Source organism: Bradyrhizobium sp. 26S5 (assembly GCF_036923295.1).
Taxonomy (GTDB): domain Bacteria; phylum Pseudomonadota; class Alphaproteobacteria; order Rhizobiales; family Xanthobacteraceae; genus Bradyrhizobium; species Bradyrhizobium septentrionale.
The window spans coordinates 9,104,599-9,124,489 of record NZ_CP145948.1 but is presented as its reverse complement, the minus strand read 5'-3'; the positions used below and the strand labels follow the sequence as shown (position 1 = coordinate 9,124,489).

The 19,891-nt window shown below is 63.3% G+C and carries 18 protein-coding genes and 2 pseudogenes; 12 read left to right on the top strand and 8 right to left on the bottom strand.

Annotated features, from left to right (window positions below):
• The first annotated feature begins 3 nt into the window (after positions 1-3).
• Positions 4-1,545: a class I adenylate-forming enzyme family protein gene (locus V5279_RS43085; RefSeq protein WP_338693111.1), complete on the top strand. Its 1,542-nt coding sequence runs from the start codon at positions 4-6 to the stop codon at positions 1,543-1,545.
• 15 nt (positions 1,546-1,560) lie between these two features.
• Here V5279_RS43085 and V5279_RS43080 read toward each other — a convergent pair whose 3' ends face one another.
• Positions 1,561-2,601, bottom strand: a complete 1,041-nt coding sequence (locus V5279_RS43080) for a helix-turn-helix domain-containing protein (protein ID WP_338693109.1) — start codon at positions 2,599-2,601, stop codon at positions 1,561-1,563.
• A 182-nt stretch (positions 2,602-2,783) separates the two neighbouring features.
• Between V5279_RS43080 and V5279_RS43075 the strand changes: the two genes are divergently transcribed.
• From V5279_RS43075 to V5279_RS43065, 3 genes are all read left to right on the top strand, one after another.
• On the top strand, positions 2,784-4,013 hold the full coding sequence (locus V5279_RS43075; protein ID WP_338693107.1) for an ABC transporter substrate-binding protein: 1,230 nt from the start codon (positions 2,784-2,786) through the stop codon (positions 4,011-4,013).
• A gap of 65 nt (positions 4,014-4,078) precedes the next feature.
• The gene (locus V5279_RS43070) at positions 4,079-5,632 is read left to right on the top strand and encodes a 4-hydroxyphenylacetate 3-hydroxylase family protein (RefSeq protein WP_338693105.1); all 1,554 of its coding nucleotides are present in this window, start codon (positions 4,079-4,081) and stop codon (positions 5,630-5,632) included.
• A 37-nt stretch (positions 5,633-5,669) separates the two neighbouring features.
• Positions 5,670-6,110: an SRPBCC family protein gene (locus tag V5279_RS43065; protein ID WP_029080510.1), complete on the top strand. Its 441-nt coding sequence runs from the start codon at positions 5,670-5,672 to the stop codon at positions 6,108-6,110.
• 231 nt (positions 6,111-6,341) lie between these two features.
• Here V5279_RS43065 and V5279_RS43060 read toward each other — a convergent pair whose 3' ends face one another.
• The 7 genes and pseudogenes from V5279_RS43060 to V5279_RS43030 all read right to left on the bottom strand — a co-directional run bounded on the left by V5279_RS43060 (position 6,342) and on the right by V5279_RS43030 (position 13,050).
• Positions 6,342-7,004 (bottom strand): hypothetical protein, encoded by a 663-nt coding sequence (locus tag V5279_RS43060; RefSeq protein WP_338693102.1) that lies wholly within the window; start codon positions 7,002-7,004, stop codon positions 6,342-6,344.
• On the bottom strand, positions 6,985-7,599 hold the full coding sequence (locus V5279_RS43055; RefSeq protein WP_338693100.1) for a papain-like cysteine protease family protein: 615 nt from the start codon (positions 7,597-7,599) through the stop codon (positions 6,985-6,987). Before V5279_RS43055 ends, V5279_RS43060 begins: the two co-directional genes overlap by 20 nt.
• Positions 7,596-8,507 carry a phosphatase PAP2 family protein gene (locus V5279_RS43050; protein WP_338693098.1) on the bottom strand — a complete coding sequence of 304 codons (912 nt, stop codon included), beginning with the start codon at positions 8,505-8,507 and terminating at the stop codon, positions 7,596-7,598. Before V5279_RS43050 ends, V5279_RS43055 begins: the two co-directional genes overlap by 4 nt.
• Positions 8,508-8,557: 50 nt before the next feature.
• Positions 8,558-10,366: an adenylate/guanylate cyclase domain-containing protein gene (locus tag V5279_RS43045; RefSeq protein ID WP_338693096.1), complete on the bottom strand. Its 1,809-nt coding sequence runs from the start codon at positions 10,364-10,366 to the stop codon at positions 8,558-8,560.
• Between the two features lie 282 nt (positions 10,367-10,648).
• Positions 10,649-11,380 carry an alpha/beta fold hydrolase gene (locus V5279_RS43040; RefSeq protein WP_414645980.1) on the bottom strand — a complete coding sequence of 244 codons (732 nt, stop codon included), beginning with the start codon at positions 11,378-11,380 and terminating at the stop codon, positions 10,649-10,651.
• A gap of 109 nt (positions 11,381-11,489) precedes the next feature.
• Positions 11,490-11,884 (bottom strand): annotated as a pseudogene (locus V5279_RS43035) (carboxymuconolactone decarboxylase family protein).
• Between the two features lie 23 nt (positions 11,885-11,907).
• Positions 11,908-13,050, bottom strand: a complete 1,143-nt coding sequence (locus V5279_RS43030) for an FAD-dependent monooxygenase (protein ID WP_338693092.1) — start codon at positions 13,048-13,050, stop codon at positions 11,908-11,910.
• Between the two features lie 304 nt (positions 13,051-13,354).
• On the opposite strand from V5279_RS43030, the pseudogene dctA reads away from it, so the two are divergent.
• The 8 genes and pseudogenes from dctA (at position 13,355) to V5279_RS42990 (ending at position 19,887) form a co-directional block, all read left to right on the top strand.
• Positions 13,355-14,670: pseudogene (gene dctA, locus V5279_RS43025) on the top strand (C4-dicarboxylate transporter DctA).
• 24 nt (positions 14,671-14,694) lie between these two features.
• The gene (locus V5279_RS43020) at positions 14,695-15,624 is read left to right on the top strand and encodes a LysR substrate-binding domain-containing protein (protein ID WP_338693090.1); all 930 of its coding nucleotides are present in this window, start codon (positions 14,695-14,697) and stop codon (positions 15,622-15,624) included.
• Between the two features lie 63 nt (positions 15,625-15,687).
• On the top strand, positions 15,688-16,674 hold the full coding sequence (locus V5279_RS43015; protein WP_338693088.1) for a tripartite tricarboxylate transporter substrate-binding protein: 987 nt from the start codon (positions 15,688-15,690) through the stop codon (positions 16,672-16,674).
• Positions 16,675-16,822: 148 nt separating this feature from the next.
• Positions 16,823-17,548, top strand: coding sequence for a hypothetical protein (locus V5279_RS43010; RefSeq protein ID WP_338693086.1), 726 nt, complete (start codon positions 16,823-16,825; stop codon positions 17,546-17,548).
• A gap of 213 nt (positions 17,549-17,761) precedes the next feature.
• Positions 17,762-18,478, top strand: coding sequence for a septum site-determining protein MinC (gene minC, locus V5279_RS43005; RefSeq protein ID WP_166299806.1), 717 nt, complete (start codon positions 17,762-17,764; stop codon positions 18,476-18,478).
• A 22-nt stretch (positions 18,479-18,500) separates the two neighbouring features.
• Positions 18,501-19,316: a septum site-determining protein MinD gene (gene minD, locus V5279_RS43000; RefSeq protein WP_029080500.1), complete on the top strand. Its 816-nt coding sequence runs from the start codon at positions 18,501-18,503 to the stop codon at positions 19,314-19,316.
• On the top strand, positions 19,316-19,594 hold the full coding sequence (minE, locus tag V5279_RS42995; RefSeq protein WP_029080499.1) for a cell division topological specificity factor MinE: 279 nt from the start codon (positions 19,316-19,318) through the stop codon (positions 19,592-19,594). Before minD ends, minE begins: the two co-directional genes overlap by 1 nt.
• The gene (locus V5279_RS42990; RefSeq protein ID WP_166213405.1) at positions 19,591-19,887 is read left to right on the top strand and encodes a hypothetical protein; all 297 of its coding nucleotides are present in this window, start codon (positions 19,591-19,593) and stop codon (positions 19,885-19,887) included. Before minE ends, V5279_RS42990 begins: the two co-directional genes overlap by 4 nt.
• Positions 19,888-19,891: the final 4 nt, after the last annotated feature.

Genomic DNA, 19,891 nt, shown 5'->3' with positions numbered 1-19,891 from the left:
GGCATGCTTCACGTCGATCTGATCGCGCCGATTGCGACGCTTCTCGAGCGTCACGCGCAGCAACGCCCGGGCCAAATAGCGTATTGGGATTCGTCGCGATCCGTCACCTACGCGGCTCTCACCAGGCGGACCGCGTCGATCGCGGCCAACCTGACGAAGGCCGGTCTGCGCGACGGCGACAGGATCGCGATCTACCTGCCGAACGGCGTCGATTGGATCGAAGCATGCTTCGCCGCCTTGCGCGCCGGCGCGGTCGTTGTCCCCATCAGTTACGATGCGGCGGAGGGGGAGATCAGCTATCGGCTGATCGACGCCGGATGCGGATTCATCGTCACGACGCCTGCCAGAAAGGATACGATTCACAAGGTCTGCCGCGATTCCTCCATCGCGCCGGGTGTGATCTTTGCGGGAGCGGATGCCGAAACGGAGAGCGTTTCGCTGGCTCGCCTTGCGGCTGACGATGCCGCAGCGCCCTCCGATCCCAATGATATCGATCGTTCGTCGTTCATCATCTACACGTCGGGGACGACCGGACGGGCAAAGGGCGTGCTGCTGTCGCTACGCAGCATGCTTTGGATCGCTGCGTCCTGCTGGGCGCCGATCGCGGAGTTGAACGAGAAGGACGTCGTGCTGTCGCCGTTGCCGCTGTTCCACTCCTACGGCCTCAATCTGTCCGTGCTCGGCGTGCTCGCCGTGGGCGCGAGCGAGCACATCATGGAGAAGTTTTCGCCCCAGCAGGCGCTCGACCTGCTGCAGACGGGAAAGTATTCGGTGCTGCCAGGCGTGCCGACCATGTTCCACTATCTCTTGTTGCGTGCCCAGGAGAGCGGTGTCGAGCGCCTCGGCGCGGTCCGGCTCTGCATCTCGGCCGGCGCCATCATGCCGGCAACCCTCAACCGCGGATTCGAGGATCGCTTCAAGACGGGGCTGCTCGACGGATACGGCATCACCGAGACCGCCACCATGGTGACGATGAACTGGCTGCACGGCGCACGACCGATGGGATCGTGCGGGTTGCCGGTGCCCGGGCTTGCCGTACGGATCGTCGATCCGTCGTCCGCCGAGGACGTTCCGTTCGGCGAGGAGGGCGAGTTGATCGTCCGCGGACCGAACCTGATGCCGGGCTATCTCAACAAGCCGGCGGAGACCGCGTCGGCGCTGCGCAAGGGCTGGTATCACACCGGTGATCTCGCGAAGTCGGACCCGGCGGGCTATCTGACGATCACAGGCCGGATCAAGGAGCTGATCATCCGCGGCGGTCAGAACATCGCGCCCGCCGAGATCGAGGAGGTCGTCGTCCGGCATCCCCATGTCAAGGACTGCGCCGTGGTCGGCGTGAAGCATGCGACGCTGGGCGAGGTGCCCTGCCTCTTCGTCGTTGCGAAGGACAACGAACTCGATGTGGCTGCGCTGCTGGATCATTGCAGGGCGCATCTGTCGGCCTACAAGATTCCCGAGGCGCCCCATCTCGTTGGCGAAATTCCAAGGACCGGCTCCGGGAAGATCATGCGCTTCAAGCTAGTCGAAGCGTTGAGCCAGGCGTGAGCGCAAGGACGCCGTTCAGTCGACTGATCGCGGCCCCAGGGCGCCGAACGATTTGGGATCGTAGGTCAGCCGGTAGCGCATATCCGCGGCGACGATCGGCTGTTTGCAGCGGTCGCAATCCACCGAAGCGTTGAAGTCGTGTCCGCATTTGAGATGGGTGAGCAGCAGTGGGGGCTTGCCTTTGGAGAGCCAGCGGTCGCCCCATCGCAGCATCGCGATGAAGGGGCCATAGAGATCCAGTCCCATCTTGGTCAGAAGATATTCGTAGCGGTCGGGGGAGCTCTGGTACTGCCGGCGGTAGAAGACGCCGTTGGCAACCAGGCGGTTGAGCCGATCGGTCAGGATGTTCGGCGCGATCGCGAGCTCGGTCAGGATCTTGTCGTAGCGGCGGTTGCCGAAGAATCCCTCGCGAACGACCATGAAGCTCCACTTGTCGCCGATGATCTCCAGGGCGCGCGAAACCGAACTTGGGCGCCCGAGCATGAACCGGCTCCCGTCGGAAGCCCGCCTGGTGTTGCGGCCCGGCTTGGCAGGACGTCGTCCGGCGCCGGGGCCGTCCCGGTACGTCGCATCGCGCGCGCCGACGCTTTCGCCGCAATGGGAGCACGTGACGATGGGGTGGCTGTCGCAACCGCAATTGGTGTGGATCAGCGTCAGCGGAGGGGGCTTGCCCTTGGATAGCCAACGATCGCCGAACTGCATGAGGGCGATGAAGCTCGGATAGAGATCGAACCCCATCTTGGTCAGCCGGTATTCCTTGCGTTGCGAGGAGCCGGGCGCGACCTGGCGGAAGATGGCGAGCTGGGTGAGCTTCCTCAGCCGGTCGGTGAGCGTGGCCCGCGGGATGCCGAGCGCCGAACGGAACGCTTCAAACGTCTGCGTTCCGAAGAACGCTTCGCGGATGATCAGGAATGCCCAGGCATCGGAGACGATGTCCAGCGTGCGCGCGACCGAACAATTGCGTTCGGTTCGACCGGCGGCCGTCCGGTCCGCAGTCGCCGGTGACCTCGGTTTGGCCGAGGCTTTGGTGCTCTGAATCTTGGCGGCGGCGGGCATTCCGGAAAGTCCATCCATGCAGCCACCGCGAGTGCGGCGGCCCCGAAAGTAGCGCACCTCTAGCACATCGGCGCGATTGACTCGCCCGAAAAATCAGTCTAGTTATGCATGTAATATAAGTCTAGTTATGCTAGTTAAAGAAATATAGAAATCGGCGGCATGTGACCCCGGGGAGGAACGTCATGAACCTGAAAGTAGCGAGCGTCCTGGTCGCATCCGTTGCGACGCTGGTGGTCATCAATGGCGGCGCCGCCGGCCAGACCGCGGCGATTTCGGACGGCGTCGTGAAAATCGGCGTGCTGACGGATATGTCCGGTCAGTTCTCGCACGAATCCGGCGAAGGAGCCGTTACGGCGATCAAGATGGCCGTCGAGGATTTCGGCGGCAAGGTTCTCGGCAAGCCGATCGAGGTCGTCGTCGCCGACCACCAGAACAAGCCCGACACCGCATCCGCGCTGGCGCGCAAATGGTTCGACGTCGATCACGTCGACATGATCGGCAACCTCATCAATTCCTCGATCGCGCTCACGGTCTCCGGGCTGGCAAAGGAGAAGAACCGGATCGCCATCATCAACGGGTCCGGATCATCCCGGCTGACCGGGGATGCGTGCACGCCGAATAGCGTCCACTATGCGTACGATACCTACGCTCTCGCGCGCGGCACCGGCACCGCGCTCGCCAAAGAGGGCAAGAAGTCGTGGTACTTCCTGACCGCCGACTACGCATTCGGGCACGCGCTCGAAGCCGATACCTCGGCGGTCGTGAAGGCGATGGGCGGCGAAGTCGTCGGGGCGACCCGCTATCCGCCCGAGACGTTCGACCAGTCCTCTTTCCTGCTCCAGGCGCAGTCGTCGAAAGCGCAGGTCGTTGCGCTGGCCGGCTCCGGCAACGTGCTGGTGAACTCGATCAAGTCGGCCCAGGAGTTCGGGATCCAGCACGGCGGACAGACGCTCGCGGGGCTGCTCGTCTGGATCACCGACGTCAAGAGTCTGGGCCTCAGCGCGGCGCAGGGGCTGGTGCTGACAAACGCCTTCTACTGGGACCGCGACGACGAGACGCGGGCGTGGTCGAAGCGGTTCTTCGAGCGCATGAAGCGGCCGCCGCATATGGGCGACGCCGGCGACTATTCGTCCACCATGCACTATCTGCGGGCCGTCCAGGCCGCGGGCACCGACGATGCGCAGGCCGTCATGAGCAAGATGCGCGAGCTGCGGATCAACGATTTCTTCGCCAGGAACGGCAGGATCCGGGAGGACGGCCGCATGGTCCACGACATGTACGTCTACGAGGTCAAGAAGCCGTCGGAGTCGAAGGGCGATTGGGATTTCTACAAGCTTCGCGAAGTTATTCCCGGCGATCAGGCGTTTCGTCCGCTCAAGGACAGCGCATGCCCGCTGGTGAAGAAAGGTTGACACAGATCGATAACAGGGGCCGCGATGCCGTTGCGTTGCGGCCCCGCACCGATGGAGGCATCGTGATGGATCAGGACGTCGTCGCCGGCGGCTCGGCTCAGTTCTGCAATCCGATCCGGTCCGGCTCCGAATATATCGAGAGCCTGAGAGGGCGGAAGCTGAAGGTCTATCTGATGGGTGAGGCGGTCGAGGAGCCGGTCGACCATCCGATCATCAGGCCGTCGATCAACGCGGTCGCGAGGACCTACGACCTCGCCAACGAGGATCCCGAACTGGCGTCCGCTATCTCGCCTCTGACCGGGGACCGCGTGAACCGCTTCCTCCACATCTCTGCGAGCCCCGGCGATCTCGTCATGCAGAACAAGATGCAGCGTCGTCTCGGGCAACTGACGGGTACGTGCTTCCAGCGCTGCGTCGGCATGGATGCGCTCAATTCGCTGCATTCGGTGACATACGATCTGGATGGGAAGCACAGCACCGGCTATCACGCGCGGTTCAAGCAGTTCCTCGCGCGCGTGCAGCGCGCGAACCTGGTCATCGGCGGCGCGATGACGGATGTGAAGGGCGATCGCGGGCGATCGCCCTCGCAGCAGGCTGATCCGGATCTCTTCCTTCACGTCGTGCGCCGCACGTCGGAAGGCGTCTATGTCAGCGGCGCGAAGGCGCATCAGACGGGCTGCCTGAATTCGCATTGGCTGATCGTGATGCCGACGATGCGGCTGGAGGCTGCCGACAAGGACTACGCGATCGCCGGCGCCATCCCGGTGGACGCCGACGGCATCACCTACATCTATGGCCGGCAATCCTGTGATACGCGCAGCGCCGAGGAGGGCGACATCGACGCCGGCAACGCGCGGTTCTCCGGCCAGGAAGCGATGATCGTCTTCGAGGAGGTGTTCATTCCGAATGAACTCGTCTTCCTCGACGGGGAGTTCAAGTTTGCCTCCACGCTGGTCGAACGCTTCACCTGCTACCATCGCCGCAGCTACGTGTGCAAAACGGGCGTGGGCGACGTGCTGATCGGCGCGGCCGCCGCGGTCGCGGATTACAACGGTGTCGAGCACGTCTCGCATGTACGCGACAAGCTCGTCGAGATGACCCATCTCAACGAGACGATCTATGGGACCGGTGTCGCCGCGAGCCATCAGGGGATCGCGATGAAGTCCGGGGCGTATCTTCCGGACGAGATGCTGGCGAATGTGTGCAAGCACCACGTCACGCGTTTTCCCTACGAGATCGGCCGCCTGGCGCAGGATCTTGCCGGCGGATTGATGGTCACCCTTCCTTCGGAGCGCGAGCTAAGGCACCAAACGGTCGGCCCCCTGATCGAAAAATATCTCAAGGGACGTCCGGAGGTTTCGACCGAGGACAGGATCCGGGTCCTGCGCCTGGTGGAAAATATGACGCTCGGCAGGAACGCCGTGGGATATCTCACCGAGTCCATGCACGGCGCGGGATCACCTCAGGCGCAGCGGATCCAGATCGCCCGTTCGATGCAGATCGAGTTCAAGAAGACGTTGGCGAAGACCCTGGCCGGCGTCGCCGACGCCTCGCGCGCGCAGATATCGAACGACCTGTCCACCTACATGGCGCGGGTGTTCGCGCCGGTTCGCAATTGATGCTCGCTATGCATTCCCGAAAGCCCGGAGACGTTCCATGGCGATGACGATGACTGGAGAGATTCAACTTTCGGCGCCTCGGGAGGCGGTTTGGGAAAAGCTGAATGACCCCGACATCCTGAAGGCCTGCATCCCGGGGTGCGAGGAATTGGAGAAAACCGACGAGGGGGGCTTTCGCGCCGTCGCCCGGATGAAGGTTGGTCCCGTGTCGGCTCGATTTCGCGGGAAAGTCACCTTGAGCGATCTCGATCCTCCCAACGGCTACAAGATTTCAGGGGAAGGCGAGGGCGGTGTGGCGGGCTTCGCGAAGGGCGGCGCCAAGGTCGATCTCGTCGAACGCGAGGGAGGCACGCTTTTGAGCTATCACGTCGATGCCCAGATCGGCGGCAAGCTAGCGCAGCTGGGGCAGCGGCTCATCAACGGCACGGCCAAGAAGATGGCGGACGAGTTCTTCGCCAATTTCGCGCGGGCTCTCTAGAGCATTTCGGTTCCGATTGAATCAGAACCGAAGCTTTAGACTCTTGTTTTGACGCGTTTTCTTCACGGGAACCGGTGTCCACTTCGCTCGAAACGCTCTGGTGGTAGAATCCATCGTGCGGCTTGGCGCCCTGATGCCACCATGGAAGCTCGCGGGAGCTAACAGGATCGGCCTGAGGGCTCCCGTTGCTTCTTTGAACGGTGCCCCAGCATTTTGGAGCACCGATTTGTGTCACCCTGCCGTAGCGCTGTCGGTTGGAACCGCAAGCGATGCTTGAAACAGGACAGCGAGCAGCTGTGCGGGCTTCACGTCACGAAAGGCGGGCAGAAGGTTCGAATCCATCGGCAGGATGAAGTCTTTTTGGCTGTCCTGATATCGGATCCACAATCCGGCAAAGTAAATTGCCGGCGCAAGCAGCAGCATCGGCTCGCAAGAGTTGCCATCGTCGATGCTGGACGAGATCGCTTCGCGCACCGAGGGCGCTTGAAGCGCATTGAGAGAACTGGTGACGTATGGCCCCTCGTTCAGTTCGGCCAGGCGGTAATCTCCGTGGTCTGTCAACACAGCATGAGCCGCAGCGATCGGCTCGAGAGCGTCGTTCCTGTCATAGATGAGAAACCGCCAACCGAGGATAGTCACTACGGAATCGAGCGCGGGCAACTCAATTGACGCGGGAGCCTTGGCGCCGTTGTTGGGCCGGATCAGACGACGCAACGTGTTCAATCGCAGCAGTGCAATGCGATGCGGTGCGCAAAGTCGGAGGTCGTCGCGATGGTCGCTGTGTGCGAAGCTTAGCTTGGGCGTCGCAAAGCCCCGCGTGGATGCTCGCTTGACCATGCCGGCAAGGACGGCGTTGCGGGCGCCATCTGAAAGATCAGCTGCTGAGATCGGCATGCGCTGCCCCCTTGGTGTAGTATGTGTCCGTCCAGGTGCCGCAGTTGATATAGCCGCGCGGGAATTCCTCGGCGTCGATGTCCGAGAGGCCCCACCAGGGGTCCGCGATCGCCAGGCCGCGGTCATCTTGCTGCTGCGCACCGGGCGCGGATTCACCGGCGTAGCCTTTGATCGTGACAAGGTGGGCCCCGCCGCCATTCCAGACGATGCGCATGCATAGCGGGCGGGTGCCGCCGATCTCTTCCTGGGTCTCTTGAAAGGACGCGGGTCGGCGCGCCGTCCATTTGCTGAAATGGCCAACGCGGAACAGCGACGACATCAGGTAGCCGTAGACATTACATGTCTCCTTGCCGCCCACGCAGCAATCATCCCGGCCGAGTTGCCCGTTCGCGATGTCGCATTGGGTTACTGTGCTGGAGGGCCGATAAAAATGGGCGACGCTGGCCGCGACCGCGGCCCAGCACCAGTTTGACTTTTCCTGCTGCAGGTTCTTGAAGTCGAGCAGCCGCCATCTCGATTGCGTGAGCGGAGGCAATTCAATCGGGACGCAGGTTGCGTTCACGAGAGAAACGGTTTCGTCTGCTGTTGAGGTCACGATCGTTCCTCCGGTTTCGCTGTGGAGGTCGGATATCCGGAAGGCAGGGCCAGCGTCCCGGCCCCGCCAGGCTCGCGTTTGGCCTCGATCAATGTCGTCTTGAATGTCGGACAAGTTTTAAGGATATCGAACGCCTGGCGTGCAATGTCCCTCCCCGCAGCCGTGTCGCTCGGATAATGGACGCCCGCCACCTCGCGATTGCGGCCAATGCGATCGGCCAATGCAACGAGTGCCCTTTTGGTATGCTGAGGATCGATCTCCGCAAGCGACAGCGCGATCAGGTGGCTTTCGAGCGAATGCGCGCTTGGAAATGAGGCGTGCCCCGGCGAATTGATCAACGGAACGAGAGCAGGGCAAATCTGCTGCGGCCGAGCCCGATTGAATTTGAGCTTGAAGTGAATCGCGACCATTTGAGCGACCCGGATCGCCATCTCAATGATCTTGAGCGTGTTGGGATGTGACCACGCCGACATCATCAAGACCTCGGCAAAATAGCCGCGGAGTCTCGCATTTTGGTCGAGAATTTCGCCGATCAAGCGCGGGCGTTCGTCGCGCGCCATTGCGGCCAATTGATCGATTTCGACGCAAATGTCCGCAGGATCCGTTGGTGGACCAGCGGGCTGAATATGGCGGCGCCAATTGGTCTCGCCGAACTCCGCCAGCGCGATCACACCAAAAAGGTCGGGTTGCCACCCCGACCAAGGGAAAACGGCCGTGAAATTGAGTTCCTCCGCGCGGATTTCACCGCCCAGCGGATCGAAGATCAGGAAAGGTGCGCCCTGTGGCGGTGGCGAACCAACATAGGCTCCGCCTGCGCCATAGCTCTGACCGCCAGCACCACCGCCACCGCCATCTCCGCCGCCGTCGCCGCCACCGTCCCCGCCGCCATCACGCAAATGAAATTGCATCGCAACCTCCCAGCTCCAATGATCATTTTGTCAAATCGGGTCACTCCAATTCACACAGGAAGTCCTGCGGCTTCCAGTCTTTGCACGTAAAGTGAGGCCTGCTCCGCCTTGAAAGGGCAACGCGGCGCATAGTGAGACACAGTGAACTGCGGCAAAACCAACCGATGGTGCTTCGCCATCAGCGAGGCGTCCTCATGCCGGCCGACGGCCACCAGGCTTGCCGCCGCGATCCTGATCGCGTTTCCATACCGTGGATTGAGGCTGAGTGCCTTTCGCGACCAGCGAATGGCTTCCTCATAGGTGCCGTTCAAATAATGATTTTGGCAGAGTCGTGAATAATTGACGAAGGCTTGTTGATCCAGCGGGGACAGCCGAATGGCCCGTTCGGCCCGCTCAATTCCCGACGCTGCCTGGCCGATGAAGCCGTATGTTGCGCTGCTGAACATCCATGCCCAGGGATTGTTTGGCGACGCCGCAAGCGCACGATCAAAGCAGTCCAAAGCCGTGTCATAGTCAAAATGGAATGCACTCCGCGCGTGCCCTTGCAGTGAAAGAGCAAGTGCGTCGGATGGATCGCGTTCGATGGCGCAGTTCGAGAGCCGAATGATCTCGGCGACTTCGGCGTCGGGATCGGTCGATCGGCCCTCGGCAATGTTCAGCATATGCCAACGCGCAGAAAATGCATATGGTGCCGCATAGCCGTCGTCCTCCTCGCGCGCCCGCTCCAACAGGGTCCGAGCCCGCGAAAAGCTCGCGAAGTCCAGCTTGTAGAGGAGGTCAAGGGCGCGCAGAAAATAATCGTACGAGTTCAGATTGTGAGGACGCTTCCGCATCGCGCGTTTGACTTCGGCCTGTTGCACATGCGCCGAGATGCGACCCACGATCATGAGGGCGATTTCGTCCTGCACCCCGAAGATCTGCTCGATATCCGTCTCGTATTTTTCCGCCCATATGACCGATGCCGTCGATAAGTCCCCGAGCTCAACAGAGAGCCGAATTCGACCGCCGGCGCGCCGGATCTTGCCACTGAGAAAATATCGCACGCCAAGCCGTTCGCCGGCCACCGTTCCGTGATCGACGGCGCGGCGATCGATCATCATGGTCGATCCGCGAGCAACAACCAGAAGATGACGAATATTGCTGAGCGTTGCGATGATATCGTCGACGAATCCCTCAGCGAAATAATTGTCGTCGGCGTCGTCTGAAAGACTGACGAATGGCAGGACCGCGATCGAGGGCAGTCTTGCGCGTTTCGAAGGCGAGCCCGCGAACCCGACTGCCGCACCGCGATCCACCCCCGGCAATCGTAACGAGAACGCGGTGACGGCCCGCGTCAAATTCTTCAGCCGAAGGTCGCCAAGACTGTCGAATTTCAGTTCTCCGACGCCATCAAGATTATCGAGCATGGCCGACGACACCACGATTCCGCCCGCCGGCGCAGCCGTCTGAAGGCGCGCGGCGATATTGACGGCGCTTCCGTAGACGTCATCGAGATCGAATATGACGGGCTCCCAATGAAGACCAATTCGAAATGCGATGCGACGCTCGGGAGAATGCTGGCTTTCCCGAACCGGGATTTCCTGCTGCAACTCGGTCGCGCACTCCAGCGCATCCAACGGGCTCTCGAATACCGCGAGAAACCCGTCACCGGTATTCTTTACGATTTCACCGCGATGGGAGACGATGGTCGGATCGGTGATTTCGACACGTAGAGTCCGAAGGTGTTGATGGGTTTCGAACTCGGCCGCTTCCATCAGCCGGGTATAACCAACCACATCAGCCGCAAGGACAGCCCGATAAGCCCGCTCAAAGGGAGGCGTCACTTGAGGGGACAAGACAGGGTCAGTCTGCACTGCCATGCTCGATACACCGGCGCGTTGTGACCTTCTCTGTACTCTAGCATGAGGAAACGACGCTGTCGCCACCGGGTTGGGAGTCATCGGTGGGCGAGAACCGCCACAAAGGGGCTGGCAGAGGCCTGCTATGCGGGAATCAGGTGCAGATGACGGCCAGCAGTCGGTGCCGACATATCTCCTCCACGGATGGAAAGGACCAAGCGATAGCCCGACAGGGTGGCGGCGCAGCCAGCCCGGTCGCATTTCGATAAGAGCTATCACCGGGTTGAGAATTCCTACTTTGCGCTATGCAAATCGAGCCAGCTCGCGCAAGTGCCCGTCGATCACAGCGTCGACCTCGTCCGGGTGATCCACCTGGGGCAGATGCCCGGCGCCGGGGATGATCGTCAGCCGGCAACTCAGCATCGCCGCTAGCTCGGTCATCGGCTGCACCAGCAACTGGTCGCGCGCGCCCACGATCATCGTAAGCGGCAGCCGCATCGTCTTCACACCGTCGAGATAGGCGAGGTCTTGAATCGCGCGGGCGCAGCCGATGAAGCCTTCGGGATCGGTCTCGTTGATGCAGTTCAGCAGCGCAGCTGTGATCGTCGGATGCGCCGCGAGAAAGGCGGAGCCGAACCAGCGCTCGGCGGTCGGCGCGGCCAGCGGCGCTATGCCGCGGTCGCGCACCAGCGCGATCCGGTCGTCCCATGCCGTGGCAAACGGCGGCGGCGCATCGGCGCGTGCGGCGATTGCGCACAGGCTGAGCAGGCGGTCGGGATGACGCACGCCGAGACCGAATGCCGTCATGCCGCCCTGCGAGACGCCGATCACATGAGCTTGCCGGATGCCGAAGTGATTGAGCGCAGCGATCGCGTCCGCCACCAGATCATCCATGGTGTAGGGGCCGCGCGGCGCTTCCGAGTGTCCGTGACCGCGGCTGTCCAGTGCGAGCACGCGATAGCCGCGCCCGGCAAGGGCGATCGCCTGCCGATGCCAGATCGCGCTGCTGGTCAGGATCGAATGGCAGAGCAGCACCGGCGCCCCGCGCTCGGGGCCGCCGGCACGGACGCTTAGCCGCCCGGCCTGTCCCTGCACATCGTGCCGGACAAAGCCCTGCCATGCGGCTGATACGATCGGGGCCGGTTCAGTCGACAAGGCCCATCTCCGCAAAGACGTCCTTGGCGATGCGGAAGCTGTCGAGCCCGGCATGCCGCAATAGACCGCGATCTGCAGGAACACCTCGCGCAGCTCGGTCTTGCTCAGCCCGTTGTTGAGCGCGCCGCGGATATGTACCTTGAGCTCGTGCGGCCGATTGAGCGCCGCGATCATGCCGAGGTTGAGCAGGCTGCGGCCGCGCTTGTCGAGATCCGGGCGATTCCAGATCTCGTCCCAGCAATATTCGGTCGCGAGCTTCTGGATCGGCCAGTTGAAATCGTCGGCAGCCTTCAGCGATCGCTCGACATAGGCGTCGCCGAGCACGGTGCGGCGGGTCTTGAGGCCGCGCTCGAATTTCTCGCCGCGGGGATTTGCGTCGGTCATCGTCTTCTCCTGTTGAGCTGTGGTCAGGCCAGCGCCGGCTCGGCGAGCGGCGCGGTCCAGGCGTCGTAGCCGTAGACCCAGTCCGGATCGGTCGGGTTCTTGAGCCAGGTGTTGGTCCGCGAGCTCGACTGCACGCGCGAGGTCCTGGGCTTGCGCGTCGCCTCGAAGCGGCGGAAGGCCTCGGTGACGCCGTCGCGATCGACGCCCTTCAGGCAGCGCGACAGCACCGCCGCATCCTCGATCGCCATCGCCGCGCCCTGCGCCATGTAGGGCGTCATCGGATGGCAGGCGTCGCCGAGCAGCGTGATGTTGCCGTCGCTCCAGCGCGGCAGCGGGTCGCGGTCGACCAGCGCCCATTTGTGCACCGACGGGCAGGCCTCGAGCACGTGACGGACCTGGGGATGGAAGCCGTCGAACGCCTTGCGCAATTCGTTGACGTCGCCGGTGGCCGACCAGGATTCCACGGTGAAGCCGGGTTCCGGTTGGCTGGTCACGAAGTAGACCTCGCTACGATCAGGCTTGACGTAATAGATGACGATGTGGCGATCCGGCCCCCACCATTTGGTGCAATCGTCGATCGGATAGCCGTTGAGCAGCGCCGCCGGGAACACGGTGCGATAGGCGATGCGGCCGGTGAAGTTTGGCTCGTCGCGGCCGAACAGGCGCTCCTTGACGAAGGAATGCACGCCGTCTGCGGCCACCACGGCGTCGACCGTCGTGGTGTGACCGTTGGCGAAGGTCAGCGCCACCGAGCGGTCGGCGCGCTGTTCGATCGCGGTCAGCTTGTGGTCGAGACGGATCAGGTGGTCAGGCACGGCGCTGGCGAGCGCCGCATGCAGGTCGCCGCGATGCCCGAGCAGATAGGGTGCGTCATAGCGCTCCTCGGCGACGGGACCGAACACCATGTCGAAGCGCACCGCGCCGGTGTCGTATTCCTTGTTGTTCCAGGAGCGCGGATAGAACGCCTCGCGGCGCAGTACCGGCTCCAGGTCCCACGCCCGCATCACCTTCATGGCGTTGCAGCCGATCTGGATGCCGGCGCCGAGCCGCGTGAAGCGTTGGGCCTGTTCGTACACCGTCACATCGATCCCTGCGCGGGTCAGCGCCGCGGCGGAGGCAAGCCCGCCCATGCCGGCGCCGATCACCGCCACCGAAAGTCTGCTCATTGTTGCTCCTCGTCCCTTGCGCCGGTTGACGGCCGGCTTCCCCATCCTTGTCGGTCAAACGGGGAGGCGCCCGCAAACGAGTAATGCTGACGGAGCGTGAGGTAGGCTCACGCGGCCTGCCGTCGGCCGCGCGCCCTTCGAATCAGGCCGACTCCGGCCTGTGAGCTGAGGTCACGCTGCCTGAGCTTAACTCGTTTGCGCTTTACGCAATCGCCCGCCAACGTCCCGCCGCTGCCGCATCGGTGCGTTTGCCGATGAAGTCACTCGCGCGGCCAACATCAAGATGTCCCGAGGATCGACGCCCATGTCCACCATCACCAATGACGGCGCCACCCGTCTCGACGCCGTCGCAACGCCCTGGCATGCGCGTCTTTACGTCCAGGTGCTGATCGGCATCGCGCTGGGCGCGCTGGTCGGCTATCTCTGGCCGGATGTCGGCGCAGCGCTGAAGCCGCTCGGCGACGCGCTGATCAAGATGATCAAGATGGCGATCGCGCCGATCGTCTTCCTCACCGTCGTGCACGGCATTGCGAGCCTCGGCGATATGCGCAAGGCCGGACGGATCGGCGTGAAAGCCCTGATCTATTTCGAGATCGCAACCACCGCGGCGCTGATCCTCGGCCTGATCGTGATCAATCTGGCGCGCCCCGGCGTCGGCATGCATGTCTCGGCGGATACGCTGGATTCCCGCCTCGTTGCCTCCTACGTCACCCAGTCGCACGACCAGACGGTCGTCGGCTTCCTGATGAACATCATTCCCTCGACCGTCGGCGGCGCGTTCACCAGCGGCGACACGCTCCAGGTGCTGTTCTTCGCCGTGCTGTTCGGCATTGCCCTGCAACGCTATGGCGAAGGCGGCAAGCCGGTGCTGCAGGCGATCGAGCGGCTGTCGAAGATCCTCTTCATCCTGATCGGCATGATCATGCGGATTGCGCCGATCGGCGCGTTCGGCGCCATGGCCTTCACCATCGGCAAATACGGCGTCGGCTCGATCGTTGCATTGTCGCACTTCATGCTGGTGTTCTATCTCACCTGCCTGCTGTTCGTGATCGTCGGGCTCGGCATCGTGTCGCGCCTTGCGGGCTTCAGCATCTTCAAGCTGATCCGCTATCTCCGGGAAGAGCTGCTGCTGGTGCTCGGACTATCAGGCTCGGAATCGGTGATGCCGCGTTTCATCGACAAGATGAAAGCCGCCGGCTGCGCGGAATCCATCGTCGGCCTGGTGATCCCGACGGGCTACACCTTCAATCTCGACGGCACCTGCATCTATTTGACCATGGCCAGCGTGTTTCTCGCCCAGGCCACCGATACGCCGATGTCGCTGGTCCAGCAGATCGGTCTCGTCGTGGTCTGCCTTTTGACGTCGAAGGGCGCAGCCGCCGTGCCGGGCAGCGGCTTCATCGTGCTGGCCGCGACGTTGGGCTCGTCGGCCATGTTCCGGTGGCGAGCATCGCGCTGTTGCTCGGCATCGACCGCTTCATGTCCGAAGCGCGGGCGCTGACCAACTTCATCGGCACGGCGGTCGCGACCGTGGTGGTGTCGCGCTGGGAAGGCGACCTCGACCGCGCTCAGTTCGTCCGCGCCCTCGACAATCCGGACGCCACCACGCTATCCTCCTGAGCCTTCCGGAGACGCGACACGATCATGAGAAAGTTGCCACCGCTCAATGCGGTGCGAACATTCGAGGCGGCGGCGCGGCATGTGAGCTTCACCAAGGCCGCCGAAGAGCTGCTCGTCACCCACGGCGCCGTCAGCCGCCAGGTCGCGCTTCTCGAGGAGTGGTTCGGCGTCAAGCTGTTCCGCCGCGCGCCCTCGCAACTGACGCTGACCGCAGCCGGGCAGATCTACTATCGCGAGGTCACGGCGATCCTCGATCGGCTTGCGCTCGCCTCGATGGATATGAAGCAGTACGGCTCGCCGTCGGTGCTGCGCGTCAGCGCGCCGCCGACGTTTGCGATGCGCTGGCTGATCCGCCGCATCTCCTCGTTCCAGCGCATGCGCGCCGATGTCGAGCTACGGTTATTGACCTCGATCGGGCCGCTCAACGTCAACGACCGCTCGTTCGACGTCGCGATCCGCGGCAATGTCGGCGAGCCGGTCGGCTGGATGTCGCAGCACTTCATGACCGAGCTGATCGCGCCGGTCTGCCATGTCGATCTGCTGACGCGCGGGCGGCTCGCCACTCCCGACGACCTGCGGCACCATACCCTGATCACCTATTTGACCGAGCCCTACGACTGGCCGCGCTGGCTGGCCCAGGCCGGCGCCGAGATGAGCGCGGATCAGGAGACCTTGCGGTTCGAGCAGATGTTCTTCGCGCTGCAGGCGACGCTGGAGCGCATCGGCATCGGGCTGTTTCCGCTGTTCCTCGTGATCGACGAATTGATCGCCGGCCAGCTCTGCCTGCCGTTCGGCGACCTCGGCTTGCGCAAGCGCGAATACCGCTCGTTCTATCTAGCCGACAATGAAAGCGCCGGCGCGATCGCCGACTTCACCGCATGGCTCGCCGATGCCGGTCGCGAGACCGAGCAATTCATGATGGACTGGGGCACGTCGAAGGGCTGGAGCTTCTAGGGACGTCTTCGGGCTGGACCGTGCGGCGATGCCGGCTCTATGACAGCACGAGGGGGAACGCACATGCCCAACATCTCTCGCCGCCCATTGCTGCAACTCGCACTCGGCGCGGCGACGCTGCCGCTTGCTTCGCCCGGCGCAGGCGCGGAAACGCTTGCGCGCCCGGTCACGATGATCGTGCCGTTCGCCGCCGGCGGGCCGACCGATGTGCTGGCGCGGATCCTCGCCGAATATATGCGCAACACGCTCGGCCATCCCGTCATCATCGAGAATGTCACGGGCGCCTCCGGCACGGTGGCGGGGCTGCGCGCGTCGCGCGCGGCGCCTGATGGCACCACGATCACGATCGGGCATTGGGGCACGCATTGCCTCAACGGCGCGATCTATCAGCTGCAATATGACGTGCGCGAGTTCGCGCCGATTGCGCTGATCGCAAGCGGGCCGCAGCTCGTGATCGGCCGGCCCGATCTGCCGGCGCAAAATCTGAAGGAGTTGATCGGCTGGCTCAAGGCCAATGGCGGCAAGGCGACATCGGGCACCGCAGGTCCGGGATCGGGCGCGCATGTTGCAGGCGTGTTCTTCCAGCAGCTCACGGAGACGAATTTCTCCTTCGTGCCGTATCGCGGCGCCGGTCCGGCGCTGAACGATTTGATGGCCGGACATATCGACATCATGTTCGATCAGGCCTCCAACTCGCTGCCGCAGGTGAAGAGCGGGACCGTGAAGGCGTTTGCGGTGACCCAGTCGTCGCGCCTCGCATCGGCGCCGGAGATTCCGACGGTCGATGAAGCCGGATTGCCGGGTCTCTATATCGCCTATTGGCACGGCATCTGGGCGCCGAACGGCACGCCCGCCGAGATCGTGTCGACGCTGTCGAAGGCGGTGATGTCAGCGCTGGCCGAACCTGCCGTCCGGCAACGCTTCGCCGAACTCGGGCAGGAGATCCCGCCGCCGGACAGGCAGACCCCCGCGGCGCTGCGCAGCCATCAGTCTGCCGAGGTCGAGAAATGGTGGCCGATCGTCAAGTCCGCCAATATCAAGGCGGAATAGCCATGCGATCCTCGTGAAGGTCGCGTGTGCGTTTCTTGATATTTCCAGCAACGCCCTTCGCATCCAGCGACGCGTTGACCCGCTTCGTCCCGTCTCCTACAGGTTGCAAACGTGAGTGGCCGAACCGGCTCGACATCTGGGGCGGGCGATGAAACTACCCGAGCGAACTGACCAGCCAACCTTCTGGTTGTATGCCGTCCCATTGGTCCTCGCGCATCTCGCGTTGGGCTTTATCCTCACCAAGGGCAGCAATGGTGGGTTGGGCGGGATCGATACCGTCGTGATCATCGCGCTCGCGGCAGTGGTTGGAGGGCGGTTCAAGGATATCGGGTGGCCGGGCTGGATCGGTCCAACATTCATGCTCGGCACGATGCTGGTGATCCCGATCCTGGTCGCGGCCTACGCGATCACGAACAAGCTTCCGCCGGATCAGTTCATGGCGTTGATGAATCCGGTCGGACTGGTGGTCGGGGTTGCAAATTTTGTGTTGCTGGTCGTTGCCGGCACGATGCCGGGCAAGGAGCCCGCTGCGGCTGCTACCGCTCCCGCCGTCGAATCGGTGCAAGCCGCGGTCCAGCCTGATCCGTCGCTAACGGCCCCCGTCGCTGCCGCCGAGCCGCGTAAGGCGGATCCAATGGTGATCGGGGCCATCGCCATATTCGCTCTCGCGGTGGTTGGGCTGGTCGTCGTCTTGGTGCTGTTTCCGCAGCAGCACGCAAGCCAGGCCCTGTCATCCCCGCCGGCCCCTCCGGCTTCAGTGTCCGCGCCATCAACTGCCGTCAGGCCGAATCAGGTGCAAGGCTATGGCCTGACCAAGGACACCGCCGACTTCCTGCGGCAAATGTCGCAGCAGCCGCGCGGGGCAAACCAATAGCGCCACGCAACTGAGCTGCCGCCTCCGTCGGCTGTTGCGAGGAGAGTGGCTAGAGCTGGCCGTTCGCGGCGTTGCCGGTCATGGTCCGTTCGCGGGGGTTCCTCCCGTCAGCCCCTCCCAACCAAATCCGTGAAAACACCCAGCTTCGTTAACCATTGATTAACCATGCGGGCCGATTGTTAACCATTCGAAAAGACAGCCGAGTCAGGGTCGATGGACGCAACTCAACAGGTCGCACGTCAGCAGGTCCGCATGCGCGGCCGTTCCTATGTTGCGTTCGTTTTCTCGCCCGTCGTGCCGGTCGTGTCCTGGCTTGCCGAGATTGATGCGACACTGGCGAAATCGCCGGGCTTCTTCACCGGCAAGCCCATCGTGCTCGATCTGTCGGCCGTCGATCTCAGCCAGGCCGCGATCGCGCATCTGGTCGGCAGCCTGGGGGAACGCAACATCCGCATCCTCGGCATCGAGGGTGTCGACGAATCAAAGCTCGCCGCCAACATGCCGCCGCTTCTGACCGGCGGCCGGGCCTGCGCGATCACCCATGTCGAACCGAAGACGCCGCAGGTGCAGGAAAAAAACAAGGACAAGGACAAGAGCAAATTGCCGTCGCTGCTGCTGGAGAGCCCGGTCCGCTCCGGCCAGTCGATCGTGTTTGCCGAGGGCGACGTCACCGTGCTCGGTTCGGTCGGTTCCGGCGCCGAGGTTGTCGCCGGCGGCTCGATCCATGTCTACGGCACGCTGCGCGGCCGCGCGATGGCGGGAATCAACGGAAATTCGGCGGCTCGAATCTTCTGCCAGAGGATAGAGGCCGAGCTGCTCGCCATCGACGGCTATTACCAGACCGCGGAAGAAATCTCTGACAGCTTGCGCAACCGGCCCGCCCAGGCGTGGCTCGAGGGCGAAATGCTGCGCATCACCGCTTTGAACTGACCGACCACAAGGAGAGAGAGAAATGGCCAAGGTTTTGGTCGTGACGTCTGGGAAGGGAGGAGTCGGCAAGACGACCTCCACCGCCGCGCTTGGCGCGGCGCTCGCGCAAATGGGCCAGAACGTCGTCGTCATCGACTTCGACGTCGGCCTGCGTAACCTCGATTTGGTGATGGGCGCGGAGCGCCGGGTCGTATTCGACCTCATCAACGTGGTGCAAGGGGTTGCGAAACTGCCGCAGGCCCTGATCCGCGACAAGCGGCTGGAGAACCTCTGGCTGTTGCCGGCGTCGCAGACCCGCGACAAGGACGCCCTGACGGAAGAGGGCGTCAAGCGCGTCATCGCCGACCTCAAGACCAAGTTCGACTGGATCCTGTGCGACAGCCCGGCCGGCATCGAACGTGGCGCGACGCTCGCGATGCGCTACGCCGACGAGGCCATCATCGTCACCAATCCCGAAGTGTCGTCGGTGCGCGACTCCGACCGCATCATCGGCATGCTGGATTCCAAGACGGCCCGCGCCGAACGCGGCGAGCGGGTCGAGAAGCATCTGCTGGTCACCCGCTACGATGCCGGCCGTGCCGCGCGCGGCGAGATGCTGTCGATCGACGATATCCTGGAAATCCTTGCGACCCCCTTGCTCGGCATTGTCCCGGAAAGCCAGGACGTGCTGCGCGCCTCCAATGTCGGCTGTCCGGTGACGCTGAACAATGCCGGCAGCGCGCCGGCGCGCGCATATAGCGACGCGGTGCGGCGCCTGATGGGCGAGCAGATCGAAATGAAGGTGCCGGTCGAGCGAAAGGGGCTCATGGACCGGCTGCTGCGACGGAGGGCTGCGTGATGAACCTGATGCGGCTCTTTGGCGGCCGTGCAGGGTCCGCCCCCGTGGCACGGGAGCGGCTGCAAATCCTGCTCGCGCATGAGCGTGGCCGGAGCGGTGCGCCCGATCTTCTGGAGACCCTCCGCTCGGAAATCCTGAGCGTGGTGTCCAAACATGTCGATCTCGATCCCGACAAGATCGTGATCCGGATGGATCGCGGCAAGTTCGTCTCGATGCTCGAGGTCGACATCGAGGTTCCCAACGGCGTGCAACGATCAAAGATGGTGGCGGCCTCATGACGGCAGACAGCGACAGCCATATTGCCTGGCAGCGCGCGCAGCTCAAAAAGCTCCGCGCGGCGTTGAAGGCGATCGAGGCCGATCAGCTCGGCAAGGCCAATTGCGGCCGCGCCACGCAGATGACGATCGACGAATTGCAGCGCAAGATCGGCGAGTCAGGCCGCTGCATCGCCGAGTATGAGCGCCGCACCCGTCGCCCGCTGGCGACGGACCAGCGCAGCCTCGCCAGCGTGAGCTGGACGCATTGGAACGCCAACATGCCGATGGCCAAATCGCAGCGCCATCGGGCGTAGAGCG